Consider the following 17,500-nt stretch of genomic DNA (forward strand, 5'->3'; position numbering starts at 1 on the left):
AAGCAATGAAATATTCCTTAGGGCCGGTGCTGTGGTATTGGCCAAAAGAGACGCTGGAAGATTTTTATCAGCAGGCCGCCGCCAGCAGCGCCGACGTGATTTATCTCGGTGAAGCGGTCTGTAGCAAACGCCGGGCAACCAAAGTTGGCGACTGGCTGGAGATGGCAAAATCGCTCGCCGGAAGTGGCAAGCAGATTGTCCTCTCCACGCTGGCGCTGGTGCAGGCATCCTCGGAACTGGGCGAACTGAAACGCTATGTTGAGAACGGTGAGTTTCTGATTGAAGCCAGCGATCTCGGCGTGGTGAATATGTGCGCTGAGCGCAAACTGCCGTTCGTCGCCGGGCACGCGCTGAACTGCTACAACGCGGTGACGCTGAAAATATTGCTCAAACAGGGCATGATGCGCTGGTGTATGCCGGTGGAGCTTTCCCGCGACTGGCTGGTGAATCTGCTTAATCAGTGCGATGAGTTGGGGATTCGCAACCAGTTTGAAGTGGAAGTCCTGAGCTACGGTCATCTGCCGCTGGCCTACTCCGCCCGCTGCTTTACCGCGCGTTCGGAAGACCGTCCGAAAGATGAGTGCGAAACCTGCTGCATTAAGTATCCGAACGGGCGCAACGTGCTGTCGCAGGAAAACCAACAAGTGTTTGTACTCAATGGCATTCAGACCATGAGCGGCTACGTTTACAACCTCGGTAACGAGCTGGCATCCATGCAGGGCCTGGTTGATGTGGTCCGCCTGTCACCGCAGGGTACTGACACTTTCGCGATGCTCGACGCCTTCCGCGCTAATGAAAATGGCGCTGCGCCACTGCCGTTGACGGCAAACAGCGACTGTAACGGCTACTGGCGGCGGCTGGCTGGGCTGGAACTGCAAGCCTGAACAAATAGCTCACTTTGTTAACAACTTTAACTACTCTTTAATGCAGTATTAAAGATTAATCGGTAACAAAGTGAGCTGTTATGACTGATAAAACCATTGCGTTTTCGCTACTCGATCTGGCCCCTATCCCCGAAGGTTCTTCAGCGCGAGAAGCGTTCTCCCACTCTCTCGATCTCGCCCGTCTGGCTGAAAAGCGCGGCTATCATCGCTACTGGCTGGCGGAACACCACAATATGACCGGCATTGCCAGTGCTGCAACATCGGTATTAATTGGTTATCTGGCAGCGAATACCACCACGCTGCATCTGGGGTCCGGTGGCGTGATGTTGCCTAACCACTCACCATTGGTCATTGCCGAACAGTTCGGCACGCTTAATACACTCTATCCGGGGAGAATCGATTTGGGGCTGGGCCGCGCGCCGGGTAGCGATCAGCGAACCATGATGGCACTGCGTCGTCATATGAGTGGCGATATTGATAATTTCCCCCGCGATGTCGCGGAGCTGGTGGACTGGTTTGACGCCCGCGATCCCAATCCGCATGTGCGCCCGGTACCAGGCTATGGCGAGAAAATCCCCGTGTGGTTGCTAGGCTCCAGCCTTTACAGCGCGCAACTGGCGGCGCAGCTTGGTCTGCCGTTTGCGTTTGCCTCACACTTCGCGCCGGATATGTTGTTCCAGGCGCTGCATCTTTATCGCAGCAACTTCAAACCGTCGGCACGACTGGAAAAACCATACGCGATGGTGTGCATCAATATTATCGCCGCCGACAGCAACCGCGACGCTGAATTTCTGTTTACCTCGATGCAGCAAGCTTTTGTGAAGCTGCGCCGCGGCGAAACCGGGCAACTACCGCCACCGATTCAGAATATGGATCAGTTCTGGTCACCGTCTGAGCAGTATGGCGTGCAACAGGCGCTGAGTATGTCGCTGGTGGGCGATAAAGCGAAAGTGCGTCATGGCTTGCAGTCGATCCTGCGCGAAACCGACGCCGATGAGATTATGGTTAACGGGCAGATTTTCGATCACCAGGCGCGCCTGCATTCGTTTGAACTGGCGATGGACGTGAAGGAAGAGTTGTTGGGATAGTGTGTCTTAACGCGGGAAGCCTTATCCGAGCTGGCAACGCTGTCCTACGTAGACCTGATAAGCGAAGCGCATCAGGCATTGTGTAGGCAGCAGAAATGTCGGATAAGGCACCGCTGATTACTGATACACCGGCAGCAAATTAAAGCTCGATAAGATATGGACCAGTGCGTTGCCAACGCCAAACACCAGAATCAGCGTAATCATCGGCTTGCCGCCCCAGACACGGAATTTCGGGCTGCCAAAGCGTTTACGCGATGCACGGGCTAACAGCGCCGGAACAATTGCCGCCCAGATGGTAGCCGCTAAACCAGCATAACCAATGGCGTACAGGAATCCGTTCGGGAACAGCAGCCCCCCCACAACTGGCGGGGCAAAGGTCAGCAATGCCGTTTTCAAGCGGCCCACAGCTGAGTCATCGAAACCAAACAGATCTGCCAGATAGTCAAACAAACCCAGCGTTACGCCAAGGAACGAACTCGCTACCGCAAAGTTTGAGAACACGACCAGCAGAAGGTCCAGGCTACGGCTGTTCAGCACGCCACTTAATGCCTGTACCAGCACATCAATGTTACCGCCCTTCTCGGCGATGCCAATAAACTCCGGACGAGGAATGTTGCCCATCGTCGCCAGCAACCAGATGGTATACAGCGCCAGTGCCATCAGCGTACCGTACACCAGGCATTTCACGATGGTTTTCGGATCTTTGCCGTAATACTTCATCAGGCTTGGCACGTTACCGTGATAACCAAACGACGCCAGGCAGAACGGCAATGTCATCAGCAGATACGGCGCATAAGATGCATTGCTTTCTGCAACGTTGAACAATGTCGCAGGCTGCACATGCCCCAACAGGCTGCCAAAGGTGAGGAAGAAGGTAATGACTTTCGCCCCCAGCACAATCGCCGTCATGCGGCTGACGGCCTTAGTACTCAACCACACCACAAACGCTACCAGCAGTGCAAAACCAAAACCCGCCGCCCGTGCCGGGACGTTTAGCGACATCTCTGCGAAGGTGTGATGCAGAATTGAACCACTGGCAGAAATATAGGCATAGGTCAGGATATAGAGCACAAAGGCAATGGAAATACCGTTGACCACGTTCCAGCCTTTGCCCAGCAAATCTTTGGTGATGGTGTCAAAACTCGAACCGATTCGGTAATTCAGGTTAGCTTCCAGAATCATCAAGCCGGAATGCAGCATACAGAACCAGGTAAAGATCAGCGCCGCCATTGACCAGAAAAACCACGCCCCGGACATGACCACTGGCAGAGAAAACATCCCTGCGCCAATAATGGTGCCGCCGATAATCACCACGCCGCCAAGCAGCGACGGTGACGTTTGGGTGGTGGTTAGTGTTGCCATGAGGGCTTCTCTCCAGTGAAAAATAGTGCGACTACGTTGTTATGTATTGCACTGTACCAGTACACGAGTACAAAAGACAGAAAAAAAGCCCCGATGGTTAAAATCGGGGCTGTATATATTATTTTACAGATTGTTTTCGCTGTTCAGCGATGATTACGCATCGCCACCGAAACGACGACGACCGGTAGAGTCATCACGACGCGGTGCGCGGCCTTCACGACGTTCGCCGCTAAAACGACGACCATCACCACGACCACCTTCACGGCGTTCACCGCTGAAGTTACGACCGCCTTCACGACGTTCGCCACCGAAACCACGACCACCGCCACGACGCTCACCGCCAGTATGCGGCTGTGCATCGCCCAGTAACTGCATGTTCATCGGCTTGTTGAGAATGCGAGTGCGCGTAAAGTGTTGCAGCACTTCACCCGGCATACCTTTCGGCAGTTCGATGGTGGAGTGAGAAGCAAACAGCTTGATGTTACCAATGTAACGGCTGCTGATGTCGCCTTCGTTAGCAATCGCACCAACGATATGACGAACTTCAACACCATCATCGCGGCCCACTTCAATGCGGTACAGCTGCATATCGCCAACATCACGACGTTCACGACGCGGACGATCTTCACGGTCACCACGCGGGCCACGGTCGTTACGATCGCGCGGACCACGGTCATCACGGTCACGGAATTCACGTTTCGGACGCATCGGCGCATCTGGCGGTACGATCAGAGTACGTTCACCCTGTGCCATTTTCAGCAGTGCGGCGGCCAGAGTTTCGAGGTCCAGCTCTTCACCTTCTGCAGTCGGCTGAATTTTGCTCAGCAGTGCGCGGTATTGATCCAGATCGCTGCTTTCCAGCTGCTGCTGTACTTTAGCGGCGAATTTTTCCAGACGGCGTTTGCCCAGCAGTTCTGCGTTCGGCAGTTCTACTTCCGGAATAGTCAGCTTCATAGTACGTTCAATGTTGCGCAGCAGACGACGCTCGCGGTTCTCAACGAACAACAGCGCGCGGCCAGCACGACCCGCACGACCGGTACGACCGATACGGTGAACGTAAGACTCAGAATCCATAGGGATATCGTAGTTAACCACCAGGCTGATACGCTCAACGTCCAGGCCACGGGCCGCAACGTCGGTCGCAATCAGGATGTCCAGACGACCGTCTTTAAGGCGTTCCAGTGTCTGCTCACGCAGCGCCTGGTTCATGTCACCGTTCAGCGCGGCGCTATTGTAGCCGTTACGCTCAAGAGCTTCAGCCACTTCCAGAGTCGCGTTTTTGGTACGAACGAAGATAATCGCCGCATCAAAATCTTCCGCTTCCAGGAAACGTACCAGTGCTTCGTTTTTACGCATACCCCACACAGTCCAGTAGCTCTGGCTGATGTCAGGACGGGTAGTCACGCTGGACTGAATACGCACTTCCTGCGGCTCTTTCATAAAGCGGCGGGTAATGCGACGAATCGCTTCCGGCATGGTTGCAGAGAACAGAGCGGTCTGATGACCTTCCGGGATCTGCGCCATAATGGTTTCAACGTCTTCGATGAAGCCCATGCGCAGCATTTCGTCAGCTTCATCCAGAACCAGACCGCTCAGTTTAGAGAGGTCCAGAGTGCCACGTTTCAGGTGGTCCAGCAGACGGCCCGGAGTACCGACAACGATCTGCGGCCCCTGACGCAGGGCGCGTAATTGCACGTCATAACGCTGGCCGCCGTACAGGGCAACCACATTTACGCCGCGCATGTGTTTAGAGAAATCCGTCATTGCTTCAGCAACCTGTACCGCCAGTTCGCGGGTCGGTGCCAGCACCAGAATCTGTGGTGCTTTCAGCTCAGGATCAAGATTCTGCAGCAGAGGTAAAGAGAATGCTGCAGTTTTTCCGCTCCCCGTCTGGGCCATACCCAGAACGTCGCGGCCATTCAGCAGATGTGGAATACACTCTGCCTGAATTGGAGATGGTTTTTCGTAACCCAGATCGTTAAGGGCTTCAAGGATAGGAGCCTTCAGGCCCAGATCTGCAAAAGTGGTTTCGAATTCAGCCATGTAGTACGTGTGCCTCAAAATTAATGGCGGCCAGTCTACATAACTCATCATGAAATTGATCAGCAATTTTCATTGAAAAGTGTGAACCGGCTCAAAGTAGGTGTATTAACGAACAACAACGCCCTCACCCGTTAAGGTGATGGCAATCAAAAAAGATTACGGGCTGATGTGTACGTCAGCTATTGCTGGTCCGATTCTGCCAGGTCATCTTGGTCCTGGCCCAGGAGCGATAATTCCAACAATGCGTATCGGTGCTCAACAAAGTTATGAACGTTGTTGGCAACCGCCAGTTTGAACAGTGCCGTGGCGCTGTCCAAATCCCCCAGACTTAGGTAGTACTTACCTAAATAGAAGTTGGTTTCACTGAGATGCTCAGCGAGCGAGGTGTTATCCGTTGCGTCCGCCTTGAGCCTTTCCATTAACGTTTGTTCGCTAATGTTGCCCAGGTAGAACTCGACAATGTTCCATCCCCACTGTTCCTTATCCGATTTTTCGAAGTGCTGTTTCAACACTTCTTTAGCCTGCTTCTCATCGAGCTTCTGCTCGGCGAGATAAAGCCACAGACTACGGAAAGGATCATTGGGATCGTCTTGATAAAACGCCAGCAGATCATCTTGCGCTAACTTGTCACGACCGCCGTAATATAATGCGATCCCGCGATTCAAGTGCGCGTAGTTGTAAGTTGGATCAAGCTCAAGTACAGAATCAAACGCTTCATAGGCAGCATCAAAATTGCCTGCCTGCGTTAAATATATGCCTAAGTAATTGAATACTTCAGGCATATCCGGTCGAATTGCCAGCGCTTGCGAAAAATCGTTACGCGCTAATGCCCTCAGACCGAGACTATCATACAACACTCCGCGCTCATATAAAAGCTGTGCGCGTTCGTCATCGGTTAAAGCCCGACTGGCAAGGATTTGTTCCATACGTGCCAGAATCACTTCCTGCTGTAAAGTCGGTTGCAATGGTACCGCGAGGACTTCACTTTTACGCCAGGAAGTATTACTGCATCCTGCAAGCGTAAGTGCTGTCGCAACGAAACACCAGCGCAAAAAAGGCTTCATTTCCCACTCCCGAAGACCACGGTTGAATGAACGTCCTGTTCCCGGTTGCTAACAAGGCGTCCTGCCCGGTTAAAAGCCCCCCGCCGCAGCGGAGGGCAAATGGCAACCTTACTCGCCCTGTTCAGCAGCCGGAGCTTCCGGTGCTGCAGCAGGTTGAGACTGCTCAGTCGCTTCTTTAATGCTCAGACGGATACGGCCCTGGCGATCAACTTCCAGAACTTTCACCGGTACTTCCTGACCCATCTGCAGGTAATCGGTCACTTTCTCAACGCGTTTGTCAGCGATTTGAGAGATGTGTACCAGACCTTCTTTACCGCCGCCGATGGCAACAAATGCGCCAAAGTCAACGATACGGGTCACTTTACCAGTGTAGACGCGGCCCACTTCGATTTCTGCAGTGATCTCTTCGATACGACGAATAGCATGTTTCGCTTTCTCGCCGTCGGTCGCTGCAATCTTCACAGTACCGTCATCTTCGATTTCGATGGTGGTGCCAGTTTCTTCGGTCAGAGCACGGATTACAGAACCGCCTTTACCGATAACATCTTTGATCTTGTCCGGGTTGATCTTGATGGTATGGATACGCGGTGCGAACTCAGAGATATCGCCACGCGGCGCGTTGATCGCCTGTTCCATTACGCCCAGGATATGCAGACGCGCACCTTTAGCCTGGTTCAGCGCAACCTGCATGATCTCTTTGGTGATACCTTCAATTTTGATATCCATCTGCAGTGCAGAGATACCGTCGCGGGAACCTGCAACTTTGAAGTCCATATCGCCCAGGTGATCTTCGTCGCCCAAAATGTCAGACAGTACAACGTAGTTGTCGCCTTCTTTCACCAGACCCATTGCGATACCCGCAACGGCAGCTTTGATCGGCACACCTGCGTCCATCAGCGCCAGAGACGCGCCGCACACGGAAGCCATAGAAGAGGAACCGTTGGATTCAGTGATTTCAGACACAACACGTACGGTGTACGGGAATTTGTCCATATCCGGCATGACTGCCAGCACGCCGCGCTTCGCCAGACGACCGTGACCAATTTCACGACGCTTCGGAGAACCGACCATGCCGGTTTCGCCTACGGAGTACGGAGGGAAGTTGTAGTGGAACAGGAAGGTATCGGTACGTTCGCCCATCAGTTCATCAAGAACCTGCGCGTCACGAGCAGTACCCAGCGTTGCGGTAACCAGCGCCTGCGTTTCACCACGGGTGAACAGCGCAGAACCGTGAGTACGCGGCAGCACGCCAGTACGCACATCCAGACCACGGATCATATCTTTTTCACGACCGTCGATACGCGGTTCGCCTGCCAGTACGCGGCTACGAACAACGTTTTTCTCGATCGCGTGCAGAATTTCACCCAGTTCGTTTTCGTCCAGGGTTTCGTCTTCAGCAAGCAGCGTCGCGATGGTTTCAGATTTGATGACATCAACCTGCGCATAACGCTCTTGTTTGTCGGTGATGCGGTAAGCATCGCTCAGGCGAGCTTCAGCCAGTGCAGCAACGCGCGCGTTTAGCGCTTCGTTTACCGGCTCCGGCTGCCAGTCCCAACGCGGTTTACCGGCTTCTTTCACCAGTTCATTGATGTTCTGAATAACAACCTGCTGTTGTTCATGACCGAACACTACTGCGCCCAGCATCTGGTCTTCGCTCAGCAGTTGAGCTTCAGATTCAACCATCAGTACAGCGGCTTCAGTACCGGCAACAACCAGATCCAGTTTGCTCTCTTTCAGCTCGTCCTGAGTCGGGTTCAGTACGTACTGGTCATTGATGTAACCTACGCGGGCAGCACCAATCGGGCCATTGAACGGAATACCAGACAGAGACAGCGCTGCGGAAGCACCAATCATCGCGACGATATCCGGGTTAACTTGCGGGTTAACAGAAACCACGGTGGCGATAACCTGAACTTCGTTGACGAAGCCTTCCGGGAACAGCGGGCGAATCGGGCGGTCAATCAGACGCGCGATCAGGGTTTCGCCTTCGCTTGGGCGGCCTTCACGACGGAAGAAGCTACCCGGGATACGACCAGCAGCGTAGGTACGCTCCTGATAGTTAACGGTCAGTGGGAAGAAGTCCTGACCTGGTTTGGCTTTTTTCTGGCCAACAACGGTAACGAATACCGCGGTGTCATCCATGCTAACCATAACAGCGGCAGTAGCCTGACGAGCCATCATGCCGGTTTCCAGAGTCACGGTGTGTTGGCCGTACTGGAATTTACGAACGATCGGATTAAGCAATGTAATATCCTTTCTCTTTCTTAGACAGTACCTTACGGCACTGGTGTTAATACCCGATCTTCTGCGCATCCTCGCGACTAATGACAACCCTAACCCAGCTCTATGTGGGTAAAGCCTCTCATTAGCCGCGCGAACCTCTGCAACGGAAGATCATTCATAGCAACAATACATTAGTTTCCAGTGAATTGCTGCCGTCAGCTTGAAAAAAGGGGCCACTCAGGCCCCCTTTTCTGAAACTCGCAAGAATTAGCGACGCAGACCCAGGCGCTCGATGAGCTGGGTGTAACGTGCTACGTCTTTACGTTTCAGGTAGTCGAGCAGTTTACGACGCTGAGAAACCATGCGCAGCAGACCACGACGGCTGTGGTGATCTTTTTTGTGCTCTGCAAAGTGGCCCTGCAGGTGGTTGATCTGTGCAGTCAGCAGTGCTACCTGAACTTCGGTAGAACCGGTGTCGTTTGCGTCACGACCAAACTCAGAAACGATTTTAGCTGTTGCTTCAGTACTTAGAGACATTTTAAAACTCCAAAGTATATAGAATGAAAGGACGCCGATCTCTAATTCAGCGATCCCAGTGTACGTTACGCAAAGTGTTAAACAATTTACGCGACGTTAAGCGGCAGTATTCTACTCGTAGCGACCTGTTATCGCAAGACGGTTAACATTACGCCGGGTATTCAACCACCAGGCGACGAGGCGCAACGCGGCCTTCATCGTCAATTTCGCCCATACCGATAAATTTGCCGTTCTCACCTTCCGTGACGCGAACCAGTCCTTCCAGTGGCGCACCAGATGTACGAACCGGGTTACCATTTTTGAAGTAAACAGAAGACGTTAACGGAAGATTCACCACCGGATAGTCCGAAGCTGGACTGTCCATTGGCATCAGTAATGGATCAAGTAACTCCGCGGCTGGAATATCCTGCTGTTCAGCTTGCTCAACAAGTTCACGCAGGTGCTCCAGGGTCACCATCCGTTCAACCGGATATTTACTTACCGCCAGACGGCGCAGGTAAATAACATGCGCGCCACAGCCGAGTTTTTCACCCAGGTCATCAATGATGGTGCGGATATAAGTGCCTTTTGAGCAGTGAATTTCCAGCTCCAGCTCATTGCCTTCATGGCGAATAAACAGCAATTCATAAACGGTAATCGGACGCGCTTCACGCGGAACTTCAATGCCCTGACGCGCATATTCGTACAGTTTTTTGCCCTGATATTTCAGTGCTGAATACATCGAAGGGATCTGTTCGATATCGCCACGGAAAGTATCCAGTGCCGCTGCCAGCTGCTCTGCGCTAAAGGTTACCGGACGTTCTTCAACGATCTGTCCGTCGGCATCAGAAGTATCGGTACGCTGTCCAAGACGCGCAATGACCCGATAGCGTTTGTCGGAGTCCAGCAGATACTGGGAAAACTTCGTCGCTTCCCCGAGGCAAATCGGCAACATGCCGGTCGCCAGCGGGTCCAGCGCACCGGTATGCCCGGCACGGTTGGCGTTATATATACGTTTCACTTTTTGCAGCGCATCGTTGCTGGACATACCCTGAGGTTTATCCAGCAACAAAACGCCGTTAATGTCGCGACCGCGACGACGAGGACGACTCATTAGTCCTCCTTGCTGTCGTCCGGGTTAACACGACGTTCTTCGTCATGTTTGACCACGCTGGTCACCAGGTTTGACATGCGCATCCCTTCAACCAGAGAGTTGTCGTAGAAGAAGGTCAGTTCCGGCACGATACGCAGGCGCATCGCTTTCCCCAGCAGGCTGCGGATGAAACCAGAAGCTTCTTGCAACGCTTTGATGCCCGCTTTAACCGCGTCTTCATCTTTGTCGTTGAGGAACGTCACATATACTTTGGCATACGCCAGGTCGCGAGACATTTCGACACCGGAAACGGTGGTCATCATGCCCAGGCGAGGATCTTTAATTTCACGCTGCAGGATGAGAGCGATCTCTTTTTGCATTTCCTGCGCTACGCGCTGCGGGCGACCAAATTCTTTCGCCATAATAAATTCTCCTGACAAAAAAGGGGCTGTTAGCCCCTTTTTAAAATTAATTTCAGGTGGAAGGGCTGTTCACGTTGACCTGATAAGACGCGCCAGCGTCACATCAGGCAATCCATGCCGGATGCAGCGTAAACGCCTTATCCCGCATGGAACCCTAAAAACCTTAAGCAATGGTACGTTGGATCTCGATGATTTCGAATACTTCGATCACATCGCCAGTGCGGACGTCGTTGTAGTTCTTAACGCCGATACCACATTCCATACCGTTACGGACTTCGTTAACGTCATCTTTGAAGCGGCGCAGGGACTCCAGCTCGCCTTCGTAGATAACCACGTTGTCACGCAGAACGCGGATCGGGTTGTGACGTTTAACCACACCTTCGGTAACCATACAGCCTGCGATGGCACCAAATTTCGGCGATTTGAACACGTCACGAACTTCCGCCAGACCGATAATCTGCTGTTTCAGTTCCGGAGACAGCATACCGCTCATCGCCGCTTTCACTTCGTCAATCAGGTTATAGATGACGGAGTAGTAACGCAGATCCAGGCTTTCCGCTTCAATCACTTTACGTGCAGAGGCATCAGCACGTACGTTAAAGCCAACCAGGATGGCGTTGGACGCCGCAGCCAGGGTGGCGTCGGTTTCGGTGATACCACCTACGCCAGAACCGATGATCTTCACTTTAACTTCGTCAGTAGACAGTTTCAGCAAGGAGTCGGAGATCGCTTCGACAGAACCCTGTACGTCTGCCTTCAGGACGATATTCACTTCGTGAACTTCGCCTTCGGTCATGTTGGCGAACATGTTCTCGAGTTTAGATTTCTGCTGACGCGCCAGTTTAACTTCGCGGAATTTACCCTGACGATAGAGTGCAACTTCACGCGCTTTCTTCTCGTCACGTACAACGGTAACTTCATCACCCGCAGCCGGTACGCCGGACAGGCCGAGGATTTCCACCGGAATGGACGGACCCGCTTCCAGCACTTCCTGACCCAGTTCGTTACGCATCGCACGAACACGACCGTATTCGAAGCCACACAGAACGATATCGCCCTTGTGCAGAGTACCTTCACGTACCAGAACGGTAGCAACCGGACCACGACCTTTATCGAGGAAGGATTCGATAACCGCACCGCTCGCCATACCTTTACGTACCGCTTTCAGCTCCAGAACTTCCGCCTGCAGCAGGATAGCGTCCAGCAGTTCATCGATACCGGTACCCGCTTTCGCAGATACGTGTACGAACTGGCTTTCACCGCCCCACTCTTCCGGCAGGATGCCGTACTGGGAGAGTTCGTTCTTAACGCGATCCGGATCAGCTTCTGGTTTATCGATCTTGTTCACTGCAACCACCACCGGTACCTGCGCCGCTTTCGCGTGCTGGATTGCTTCGATGGTCTGCGGCATCACACCGTCGTCGGCAGCAACAACCAGGACTACGATGTCCGTTGCCTGCGCACCACGAGCACGCATTGAAGTAAACGCGGCGTGCCCCGGGGTGTCCAGGAAGGTGATCATGCCGTTTTCAGTTTCAACGTGGTATGCACCAATGTGCTGGGTAATGCCGCCCGCTTCGCCAGAGGCCACTTTCGTTGAACGAATGTAGTCCAGCAGAGAGGTTTTACCGTGGTCAACGTGACCCATGATGGTCACAACCGGCGCGCGCGGTTCAGCCGCAGCACCCGTGTCACGGTCGCTCATTACCGCCTCTTCCAGCTCGTTTTCACGACGCAGGATAACTTTATGGCCCATCTCTTCAGCAACCAGCTGTGCGGTTTCCTGATCGATAACCTGGTTGATGGTTGCCATTGCGCCCAGTTTCATCATCGCTTTGATGACCTGAGAGCCTTTAACCGCCATCTTGTTCGCCAGTTCGCCAACGGTGATAGTTTCGCCGATCACAACGTCACGGTTAACGGCCTGAGCAGGCTTCTGGAAGCCTTGCTGCAGCGAAGAACCTTTACGTTTTCCGCCTTTACCGCCACGTACTGCTGCGCGTGCTTCTTCACGATCAGCTTTTGATTCAGCGTGTTTGTTGCCTTTCTTCGGACGCGCTGCTTTCGCGTTACGACCACGGCCACGGCCGCCTTCGACTTCACGATCGCTTTCGTCTTCTGCCTGGCGAGCATGTTGAGAAGTAGTGACGTGATAATCGCTGGAATCTTCAGTCGGTTCCGCGTTATCAGTCCATTTGTTTTCTTCCGCCATACGACGTGCTTCTTCAGCAACGCGACGTGCTTCTTCTTCGAGTTTACGACGCGCTTCTTCTTCAGCTTTACGCTTGAGCTCTGCAGCTTCCTGCTCACGGCGGGCTTTTTCAGCCTGGGCGTTTTTAGTCATATCGTCTTGTTGATTGCTCACTTTGTCTTTTTCCGCAGCTTCACGTTTCGCTTGTTCAGCAGCTTCACGCTTAGCTTGTTCTGCGGCCTCACGTTCAGCTTTTTGTTGCGCCTCGCGTTTAGCCGATTCTTCTGCCTCACGACGGGCTTGCTCTTCCGCTTCACGCTGCGCTTGCTCTTCCGCTGCAAGGCGTTCAGCCTCTTGCGGATCGCGTTTCACAAAGGTGCGTTTCTTGCGGACTTCGATTTGTACCGATTTGCTTTTTCCACCGGTACCAGGAATGTTAAGGGTGCTGCGTGTTTTACGTTGCAGCGTCAATTTGTCCGGGCCTGAATTTTTCTGATTCAGGTGGTCAATCAAAGTCTGTTTCTCTTGTGCAGACACAGAGTCGTCAGCAGACTTCCGGATACCTGCATCAGCAAATTGCTGTACCAGGCGTTCCACGGAGGTCTGTCGCTCTGCGGCCAGCGTTTTAATCGTTACATCTGTCATGCTGTTCCTTCCTGCTACAGTTTATTACGCTTCGTCACCGAACCAGCAAATATTACGGGCAGCCATAATCAGTGCTCCGGCTTTTTCGTCGGTCAACCCTTCGATATCAGCCAGATCATCAATGCCCTGTTCGGCGAGATCTTCCAGCGTACAAACGCCACGGGCGGCCAGTTTGAATGCCAAATCACGATCTACCCCTTCAAGGTTCAGCAGATCGTCAGCCGGTTTGTTATCACCGAGGCTTTCTTCCTGGGCCTGTGCAATGGTGGCCAGTGCATTTTTAGCACGCTCGCGCAGTGCTTCAACGGTCGGCTCATCAAGGCCTTCGATTTCCAACAGCTCTTTCATCGGCACATAGGCCAGTTCTTCCAGCGTCGAGAAGCCTTCTTCTACCAGAACAGTCGCGAAGTCTTCGTCGATGTCGAGATATTTGGTGAAGGTGTCGATCGCTGCGTGCGCTTCCGCCTGATGCTTAGCCTGCAGGTCGTCAACGGTCATCACGTTGAGTTCCCAACCGCTCAGCTGCGAAGCCAGACGCACGTTCTGACCGTTACGGCCAATCGCCTGCGCCAGGTTACCGGCTTCAACGGCGATATCCATGGTGTGTTTATCTTCATCCACCACGATAGAAGCAACGTCTGCCGGTGCCATTGCGTTAATCACGAACTGCGCCGGGTTATCATCCCACAGGACGATATCGATACGCTCGCCACCCAGTTCAGTAGACACCGCCTGAACACGCGCGCCACGCATACCTACGCAAGCACCTACCGGATCGATACGTTTATCGTTGGTTTTCACCGCGATTTTCGCACGAGAACCCGGATCGCGAGCCGCTGCTTTAATTTCAATCACTTCTTCGCCGATTTCTGGCACTTCAATACGGAACAGTTCGATCAGCATTTCCGGCTTGGAACGAGTGACGAACAGTTGCGCGCCACGCGCTTCCGGGCGAACGGAATAAAGCACGCCACGAACGCGGTCGCCAGGGCGGAAGTTTTCACGCGGCAGCATATCTTCACGCAGGATCACGGCTTCAGCGTTGTTGCCCAGATCCAGAGAGATGTTGTCGCGGTTTACTTTTTTCACCACGCCGGTGATGATTTCACCTTCGTGTTCACGGAACTGATCAACCACCATCGCACGTTCGGCTTCACGCACTTTCTGCACGATAACCTGTTTTGCCGTCTGGGTAGTGATACGGTCAAAGGTAACAGACTCAATCTGATCTTCAACGTAATCGCCCAGGTTCAGGCTTTCATCTTCATAACGTGCGGCTTCAAGGGTGATTTCCTTGGTCGGCTGGGTGACTTCATCAACAACTAACCAGCGACGGAAGGTGTCAAAATCACCGCTTTTGCGATCGATCTGTACGCGGACGTCGATCTCTTGTTCATATTTTTTCTTTGTTGCTGTCGCCAGCGCGCTTTCCAATGCTTCGAAAATCTTCTCGCGAGGTAGCGCCTTTTCATTGGATACGGCTTCAACTACAGCCAAAATTTCTTTGTTCATCGCGGGCTTTTCACCTCATCCAGACTATTAAAAGTGGGGAACCAGGTTCGCCTTCTGGATATTACTCAGCGCGAACACTTCATCTTTACCTTCGACGGTAACTGTGATCATTTCACCGTCTACCGCTTTGATAACGCCCTGCCATTTACGACGGTTTTGTACCGCCATACGGAGAACCAGAGTCACCTCTTCTCCGACAAAACGGGCGTAGTGTTCAGCCGTGAACAGTGGGCGATCGAGACCCGGTGAGGAGACTTCCAGGTTATAAGCAACGGTGATGGGATCTTCAACATCCAGCACAGCACTTACCTGGTGGCTCACATCAGCACAATCATCAACATTGATGCCATCTTCACTATCAATATAGATGCGCAGTGTGGATGTGCGACCGCGAATAAATTCGATGCCAACCAGTTCAAAACCCAGGGCCTCAACTGGCGCAGTAATCATCTCTGTTAATTTTTGCTCTAATGTGGACAAGCCCACCCCCAAGACATAAAAAAAGGGCCTAAAGCCCAGTTATTCTGTAGTCAGATAACAAAAAACCCCGATAAATCGGGGCTTTATATAACTGAACCCTATAACCGCAACTGCGGTCTGGAGCACTTTCCAGAAGGATTTTTTCAAATCCCACTACGAAGGCCGAAGTCTTCACAGTATATTTGAAAAAGAACTCTAAGGGAAAGTGGTTGCGGGGGCCGGATTTGAACCGACGACCTTCGGGTTATGAGCCCGACGAGCTACCAGGCTGCTCCACCCCGCGCCTGAAACGTGGCAAATTCTACTCGTTTTGGGTAAAAAATGCAAATACTGCTGGGATTTGGTGTACCGAGACGGGACGTAAAATCTGCAGGCATTATAGTGATCCACGCCACATTTTGTCAACGTTTATTGCTAATCATGTGAATGAATATCCAGTTCACTTTCATTTGTTGAATACTTTTGCCTTCTCCTGCTCTCCCTTAAGCGCATTATTTTACAAAAAACACACTAAACTCTTCCTGTCTCCGATAAAAGATGATTAAATGAAAACTCATTTATTTTGCATAAAAATTCAGTGAGAGCGGAAATCCAGGCTCATCATCAGTTAATTAAGCAGGGTGTTATTTTATGACGACGATTCTCAAGCATCTCCCGGTAGGTCAACGTATTGGTATCGCTTTTTCTGGCGGTCTGGACACCAGTGCCGCACTGCTGTGGATGCGACAAAAGGGAGCGGTTCCTTATGCATATACTGCAAACCTGGGCCAGCCAGACGAAGAGGATTATGATGCGATCCCTCGTCGTGCCATGGAATACGGCGCGGAGAACGCACGTCTGATCGACTGCCGCAAACAACTGGTGGCCGAAGGTATTGCCGCTATTCAGTGTGGCGCATTTCATAACACCACCGGCGGCCTGACCTATTTCAACACGACGCCGCTGGGCCGCGCCGTGACTGGTACCATGCTGGTTGCTGCGATGAAAGAAGATGGCGTGAATATCTGGGGTGACGGTAGCACCTATAAAGGAAACGATATCGAACGTTTCTATCGTTATGGTCTGCTGACCAATGCTGAACTGCAGATTTACAAACCGTGGCTTGATACTGACTTTATTGATGAACTGGGCGGCCGTCATGAGATGTCTGAATTTATGATTGCCTGCGGTTTCGACTACAAAATGTCTGTCGAAAAAGCCTACTCCACAGACTCCAACATGCTTGGTGCAACGCATGAAGCGAAGGATCTGGAATACCTCCACTCCAGCGTCAAAATCGTCAACCCGATTATGGGCGTGAAATTCTGGGATGAGAGCGTGAAGATCCCGGCAGAAGAAGTCACAGTACGCTTTGAGCAAGGTCATCCGGTGGCGCTGAACGGTAAAACCTTTAGCGACGACGTAGAAATGATGCTGGAAGCTAACCGCATCGGCGGTCGTCACGGCCTGGGCATGAGCGACCAGATTGAAAACCGTATCATAGAAGCGAAAAGCCGTGGTATTTACGAAGCTCCGGGGATGGCACTGCTGCACATTGCGTATGAACGCCTGTTGACCGGTATTCACAACGAAGACACCATTGAGCAGTATCACGCGCATGGTCGTCAGTTGGGCCGTCTGCTGTACCAGGGGCGTTGGTTTGACTCCCAGGCGCTGATGCTGCGTGACTCTCTGCAACGCTGGGTTGCCAGCCAGATCACTGGTGAAGTTACCCTGGAGCTGCGCCGTGGGAACGATTATTCAATCCTGAATACCGTCTCAGAGAACCTGACCTACAAGCCAGAGCGTCTGACGATGGAAAAAGGCGACTCGGTGTTCTCGCCAGATGATCGTATTGGTCAATTGACCATGCGTAACCTGGATATCACTGATACCCGCGAGAAACTTTTCGGTTATGCCAAAACTGGCCTGCTTTCCTCCTCTGCCGCTTCAGGCGTGCCGCAGGTGGAGAATCTGGAAAACAAAGGCCAGTAATTC

The 17,500-nt window shown here is 52.5% G+C and carries 14 protein-coding genes and 1 tRNA gene; 3 read left to right on the forward strand and 12 right to left on the reverse strand.

Annotated elements, in window-relative coordinates; translation table 11 throughout:
- Window positions 1–5: 5 nt before the first annotated feature.
- Together RTW80_RS00575 and RTW80_RS00580 are read left to right on the forward strand one after the other, a co-directional pair.
- The gene (locus tag RTW80_RS00575) at window positions 6–884 is read left to right on the forward strand and encodes a U32 family peptidase (protein ID WP_001296442.1); all 879 of its coding nucleotides are present in this window, start codon (window positions 6–8) and stop codon (window positions 882–884) included.
- An 80-nt stretch (window positions 885–964) separates the two neighbouring features.
- The gene (locus RTW80_RS00580; protein ID WP_000130380.1) at window positions 965–1,972 is read left to right on the forward strand and encodes a luciferase-like monooxygenase; all 1,008 of its coding nucleotides are present in this window, start codon (window positions 965–967) and stop codon (window positions 1,970–1,972) included.
- Between the two features lie 117 nt (window positions 1,973–2,089).
- On the opposite strand, the gene mtr is transcribed toward RTW80_RS00580, so the two are convergent.
- The 12 genes from mtr to RTW80_RS00640 form a co-directional block, all read right to left on the reverse strand.
- Window positions 2,090–3,334 (reverse strand): tryptophan permease, encoded by a 1,245-nt coding sequence (mtr, locus tag RTW80_RS00585; protein WP_000224354.1) that lies wholly within the window; start codon window positions 3,332–3,334, stop codon window positions 2,090–2,092.
- A 153-nt stretch (window positions 3,335–3,487) separates the two neighbouring features.
- Window positions 3,488–5,377, reverse strand: coding sequence for an ATP-dependent RNA helicase DeaD (gene deaD, locus RTW80_RS00590; RefSeq protein WP_001295553.1), 1,890 nt, complete (start codon window positions 5,375–5,377; stop codon window positions 3,488–3,490).
- Window positions 5,370–5,450, reverse strand: a complete 81-nt coding sequence (yrbN, locus tag RTW80_RS00595; protein WP_010723222.1) for a protein YrbN — start codon at window positions 5,448–5,450, stop codon at window positions 5,370–5,372. The genes deaD and yrbN overlap by 8 nt, the downstream gene beginning before the upstream one ends.
- A gap of 106 nt (window positions 5,451–5,556) precedes the next feature.
- Complete coding sequence (gene nlpI, locus RTW80_RS00600; RefSeq protein ID WP_000802080.1) at window positions 5,557–6,441, reverse strand: lipoprotein NlpI; 885 nt, start codon at window positions 6,439–6,441, stop codon at window positions 5,557–5,559.
- Between the two features lie 108 nt (window positions 6,442–6,549).
- Window positions 6,550–8,685, reverse strand: coding sequence for a polyribonucleotide nucleotidyltransferase (gene pnp, locus RTW80_RS00605; RefSeq protein WP_001295554.1), 2,136 nt, complete (start codon window positions 8,683–8,685; stop codon window positions 6,550–6,552).
- 246 nt (window positions 8,686–8,931) lie between these two features.
- Window positions 8,932–9,201, reverse strand: coding sequence for a 30S ribosomal protein S15 (rpsO, locus tag RTW80_RS00610; protein ID WP_000059466.1), 270 nt, complete (start codon window positions 9,199–9,201; stop codon window positions 8,932–8,934).
- Window positions 9,202–9,349: 148 nt separating this feature from the next.
- Complete coding sequence (gene truB, locus RTW80_RS00615; protein WP_000089698.1) at window positions 9,350–10,294, reverse strand: tRNA pseudouridine(55) synthase TruB; 945 nt, start codon at window positions 10,292–10,294, stop codon at window positions 9,350–9,352.
- A complete protein-coding gene (rbfA, locus tag RTW80_RS00620) occupies window positions 10,294–10,695 on the reverse strand; it encodes a 30S ribosome-binding factor RbfA (RefSeq protein ID WP_001040205.1) in 402 nt (133 codons plus the stop codon). The genes truB and rbfA overlap by 1 nt, the downstream gene beginning before the upstream one ends.
- Before the next feature lie 163 nt (window positions 10,696–10,858).
- Window positions 10,859–13,531 (reverse strand): translation initiation factor IF-2, encoded by a 2,673-nt coding sequence (gene infB / locus RTW80_RS00625; RefSeq protein ID WP_000133044.1) that lies wholly within the window; start codon window positions 13,529–13,531, stop codon window positions 10,859–10,861.
- 24 nt (window positions 13,532–13,555) lie between these two features.
- A complete protein-coding gene (nusA, locus tag RTW80_RS00630; RefSeq protein ID WP_001031057.1) occupies window positions 13,556–15,043 on the reverse strand; it encodes a transcription termination factor NusA in 1,488 nt (495 codons plus the stop codon).
- Window positions 15,044–15,070: 27 nt separating this feature from the next.
- Window positions 15,071–15,523: a ribosome maturation factor RimP gene (rimP, locus tag RTW80_RS00635; RefSeq protein WP_001300397.1), complete on the reverse strand. Its 453-nt coding sequence runs from the start codon at window positions 15,521–15,523 to the stop codon at window positions 15,071–15,073.
- Window positions 15,524–15,729: 206 nt separating this feature from the next.
- A tRNA-Met gene (locus RTW80_RS00640) sits at window positions 15,730–15,806 on the reverse strand.
- A gap of 347 nt (window positions 15,807–16,153) precedes the next feature.
- Between RTW80_RS00640 and argG the strand changes: the two genes are divergently transcribed.
- Window positions 16,154–17,497: an argininosuccinate synthase gene (argG, locus tag RTW80_RS00645; protein ID WP_000207665.1), complete on the forward strand. Its 1,344-nt coding sequence runs from the start codon at window positions 16,154–16,156 to the stop codon at window positions 17,495–17,497.
- Window positions 17,498–17,500: the final 3 nt, after the last annotated feature.

The organism is Escherichia sp. AM3, from assembly GCF_032029835.1.
In the GTDB taxonomy this organism is placed as follows: domain Bacteria; phylum Pseudomonadota; class Gammaproteobacteria; order Enterobacterales; family Enterobacteriaceae; genus Escherichia; species Escherichia coli.

Bases quoted from the DNA above. Each gene is read 5' to 3' on its own strand.
- rbfA (WP_001040205.1), bottom strand. From the start codon at position 10,695: ATGGCGAAAGAATTTGGTCGCCCGCAGCGCGTAGCGCAGGAAATGCAA.
- nusA (WP_001031057.1), bottom strand. From the start codon at position 15,043: ATGAACAAAGAAATTTTGGCTGTAGTTGAAGCCGTATCCAATGAAAAG.
- nlpI (WP_000802080.1), bottom strand. From the start codon at position 6,441: ATGAAGCCTTTTTTGCGCTGGTGTTTCGTTGCGACAGCACTTACGCTT.
- argG (WP_000207665.1), top strand. From the start codon at position 16,154: ATGACGACGATTCTCAAGCATCTCCCGGTAGGTCAACGTATTGGTATC.
- RTW80_RS00580 (WP_000130380.1), top strand. From the start codon at position 965: ATGACTGATAAAACCATTGCGTTTTCGCTACTCGATCTGGCCCCTATC.
- yrbN (WP_010723222.1), bottom strand. From the start codon at position 5,450: ATGAAAATTGCTGATCAATTTCATGATGAGTTATGTAGACTGGCCGCC.
- RTW80_RS00575 (WP_001296442.1), top strand. From the start codon at position 6: ATGAAATATTCCTTAGGGCCGGTGCTGTGGTATTGGCCAAAAGAGACG.
- mtr (WP_000224354.1), bottom strand. From the start codon at position 3,334: ATGGCAACACTAACCACCACCCAAACGTCACCGTCGCTGCTTGGCGGC.
- deaD (WP_001295553.1), bottom strand. From the start codon at position 5,377: ATGGCTGAATTCGAAACCACTTTTGCAGATCTGGGCCTGAAGGCTCCT.
- infB (WP_000133044.1), bottom strand. From the start codon at position 13,531: ATGACAGATGTAACGATTAAAACGCTGGCCGCAGAGCGACAGACCTCC.
- rpsO (WP_000059466.1), bottom strand. From the start codon at position 9,201: ATGTCTCTAAGTACTGAAGCAACAGCTAAAATCGTTTCTGAGTTTGGT.
- truB (WP_000089698.1), bottom strand. From the start codon at position 10,294: ATGAGTCGTCCTCGTCGTCGCGGTCGCGACATTAACGGCGTTTTGTTG.